Source organism: Mesorhizobium sp. M2C.T.Ca.TU.002.02.1.1, from assembly GCF_003997225.1.
The window spans coordinates 1-2,597 of record NZ_RZTO01000838.1 but is presented as its reverse complement, the minus strand read 5'-3'; the positions used below and the strand labels follow the sequence as shown (position 1 = coordinate 2,597).

Genomic DNA, 2,597 nt, shown 5'->3' with positions numbered 1-2,597 from the left:
GTGCGCATGCTGGCCGAGGCGAGGGCGCGCAACGAGGTGAAGATCACCATCGAGAGCGAGCTTTTGGAGATCGTGCGGCTGGAGCGCGCGCTGGAACGGACCTTCGGCCTGCAGCAGGCGCTGGTGGCGCCGCTCACCGACCCCAAGGCCGATCCGATCCCGGCGATCGCCGCCAAGACCGGCATGTTCCTGTCCGACGCGATGAAATCCGGCATGCGGGTCGGCGTCGGATGGGGCGTGACACTGTTCAACACCTTGCCCTTCATCAGCGCCAAGTCGCTCACCGATTTCAGCGTTATCTCGCTGCTTGGCGGCGTCGGCGTCGCGCGGCGGGTCAACCCGGCGGAATTCGCCTGGCGCTTCGCCCAGATCTTCCAGGGCGACGGCTATCTGATGCCGACGCCGGCCGTCGTCGACAGCGTCGAGACCAAGATCGCGCTGGTGGAACGCTGCGGCCTGCAGGAGATTTTTGCAATGGCCGACGCGCTCGATGCGGTCCTGCTGAGCGTCGGCGGCATCGCTTCGGCCACCACCTTCTCGCGCGGCGGCTTCCTCAAGGAAGCGGACCGCGAGGCCCTGCTGGCGCGCGGCGCCGTCGGCGACCTTCTGTTCCATTTCTACGACCGCAAGGGCGATCTGGTCGACCATCCCGTCAACAGCCACGTGATGTCGGTGGATGTCGACCGCCTGCGCAAGGCGCCGATCCGCATCCTCACCTCCGGCGGCGAGGAGAAGACCGATGCATTGCTCGGCGCCATGCACCTGATCGCGCCGACCATCCTGATCACAGACGAGGAAAGCGCGCGGCGGATGTTGGCGGCGCATGGGGCGCCGAGGTAGTTGCCGCAAATTTCAATTGATGCAATATTGCTTGCAATATCACTTCTGCAACTCGATATAGTCGCATGAGGCTGGTTCTCGACACAGCGGTTATGGTGGCTGCCGTCCGTAGCGATGCCGGCGCGTCTCGTCGCTTGTTGGTGGCGGCGCTTGAAAGGCGGTTCACGCTGCTTGCCTCCGTACCACTCGTTATAGAGTATCAGGCGGTGATGACGCGGCCGGAGCATTTGGAGGCATCCGGCTTGCTGATCGACGATATTCATGTCCTGCTGGACGCAGTGGCAGCTGTTGCCGAGCCGGTGAGGCTTGCCTTTTTATGGCGACCGGTGGCCCGCGATCAGGACGATGATATGGTGCTCGAGGCCGCGGTCAACGGACAAGCTGACGCTATCGTGACGTTCAACACCCGCGACTTTAGCGAAGCAGCGGTCCGCTTTGGAATAGATGTTCTGGTGCCCGGTCAGGCCTGGAAACGAATGGAGAAACATAAATGAGGAAAAGCAATTTTGCGCTGCGGCTTCAGCCCTCGCTCCTGGACGAAGCGCGTAAGGTGGCGGAAGACGAGGGTGTGGCGCTTAACCAGTTCATCAACGTGGCTGTGGCCGAGAAGCTATCGGCGCTCAGGGTCGAAAGCTATTTCCAGGAGCGCGCGGCGCGCGCCGACATTCCCGCCGCGCTCGATATCCTCAAGCGCGCCGGCAAGGGTAAGCCGCCGGTCAAAGGTGACGAATTGGCAAAGTAGTCGAATTCCGGCCGGCTTGGAGTGAGCACGGATAGAAGGTCCGGCATGATTTTGTCTGATTGGCCTCTTGCGTCGGAAGCCTTGAGAATATAGGGCTTTGCGCGGTCCGGAGTGTAGCGCAGCCCGGTAGCGCACTTGACTGGGGGTCAAGGGGTCGTCGGTTCGAATCCGGCCACTCCGACCATTTTCAACCTGAGACTTGGCCCCAAAGCTTTCATCGATCGGGAACGACCGCTTCGTGTCGATTCGTTCGGCCGCGTGACGAAGCTGCCAGCCGCAATTCCCTCTGGTGCCGGTACTCCAGCGCGATCGCGCCCCAGACCAGGCCGAGCAGCAGGTAGAGATGGCGCCAGTGGTCGATGTCGATGAAGGTGCCTAGGCCGATATTGCCGAGATAGGCGACATAGGCGCACAGAAGATAAGGCTGCCATGGCCGGTCGCGCAAAAGGATGCGGAAGCCGGCGCCGATCGTCCATAAGGTCAGCGTCAGGAACGAGACGAAGCCCAGCCAGCCGTAGTCCATCAGCGCCTTCAGCCAGATGTCGTGCGTATCCTCGCCATAGATCGTGCCGAACACCAGCGGGCCGATACCGAGCGGATGCTCCATCGCAAGCTGGAAGCCGATCGTGTAGCGGGCGAATCGGCCGAGCCGAGCCGAATCGTAGCTCTGCTCGAGCTGCGCGCGCTGCGTGAACATGTCCGACACGCCGGGCAGTTGCAGGATGATCAGGAAAGCGATGACCAGCAGCGCCATGGCCGCGATCGTCATCACCACCACCCGCAGCCGGAACTTGCCGCTGGCGCTCTGCAGGAACAGGCACGCGGTAAGCAGCACCGCCGACACCGCGAACATGCCCCAGGCGCCGCGCGAGAAGGAGAAGAAGATGCCGGCGGTGATGATGAGCAGCGGCACCGCAAGCAGCGGCATGCGCGACACCGGGCCGGTGAGCAGCAGGTAGAGCAGGTAGGTGCCGGGCAGCACCAGGAACGGCCCGAACACGTTGGGGTCCTGGAA

General features: G+C 62.9%; 4 protein-coding genes and 1 tRNA gene. 4 read left to right on the top strand and 1 reads right to left on the bottom strand.

What is annotated here, in order from left to right:
• The 4 genes from EOD07_RS30200 to EOD07_RS30185 all read left to right on the top strand — a co-directional run.
• Positions 1–840 (top strand): sugar-binding transcriptional regulator (locus EOD07_RS30200; RefSeq protein WP_164772682.1); only part of this gene is annotated, 840 nt, incomplete at its 5' end.
• 65 nt (positions 841–905) lie between these two features.
• Positions 906–1,334: a putative toxin-antitoxin system toxin component, PIN family gene (locus EOD07_RS30195; RefSeq protein WP_127237917.1), complete on the top strand. Its 429-nt coding sequence runs from the start codon at positions 906–908 to the stop codon at positions 1,332–1,334.
• Positions 1,331–1,582 (top strand): toxin-antitoxin system HicB family antitoxin, encoded by a 252-nt coding sequence (locus EOD07_RS30190; RefSeq protein WP_127237916.1) that lies wholly within the window; start codon positions 1,331–1,333, stop codon positions 1,580–1,582. Before EOD07_RS30195 ends, EOD07_RS30190 begins: the two co-directional genes overlap by 4 nt.
• 107 nt (positions 1,583–1,689) lie before the next feature.
• Positions 1,690–1,766: transfer RNA gene (locus EOD07_RS30185), tRNA-Pro, on the top strand.
• 30 nt (positions 1,767–1,796) lie between these two features.
• On the opposite strand, the gene EOD07_RS30180 is transcribed toward EOD07_RS30185, so the two are convergent.
• The coding region (locus EOD07_RS30180; protein WP_164772681.1) for an O-antigen ligase family protein at positions 1,797–2,597 on the bottom strand (801 nt) is incomplete at its 5' end.

Coding starts and splice junctions, on each gene's coding strand:
- EOD07_RS30195 (WP_127237917.1), top strand. CDS start 906: ATGAGGCTGGTTCTCGACACAGCGGTTATGGTGGCTGCCGTCCGTAGC.
- EOD07_RS30190 (WP_127237916.1), top strand. CDS start 1,331: ATGAGGAAAAGCAATTTTGCGCTGCGGCTTCAGCCCTCGCTCCTGGAC.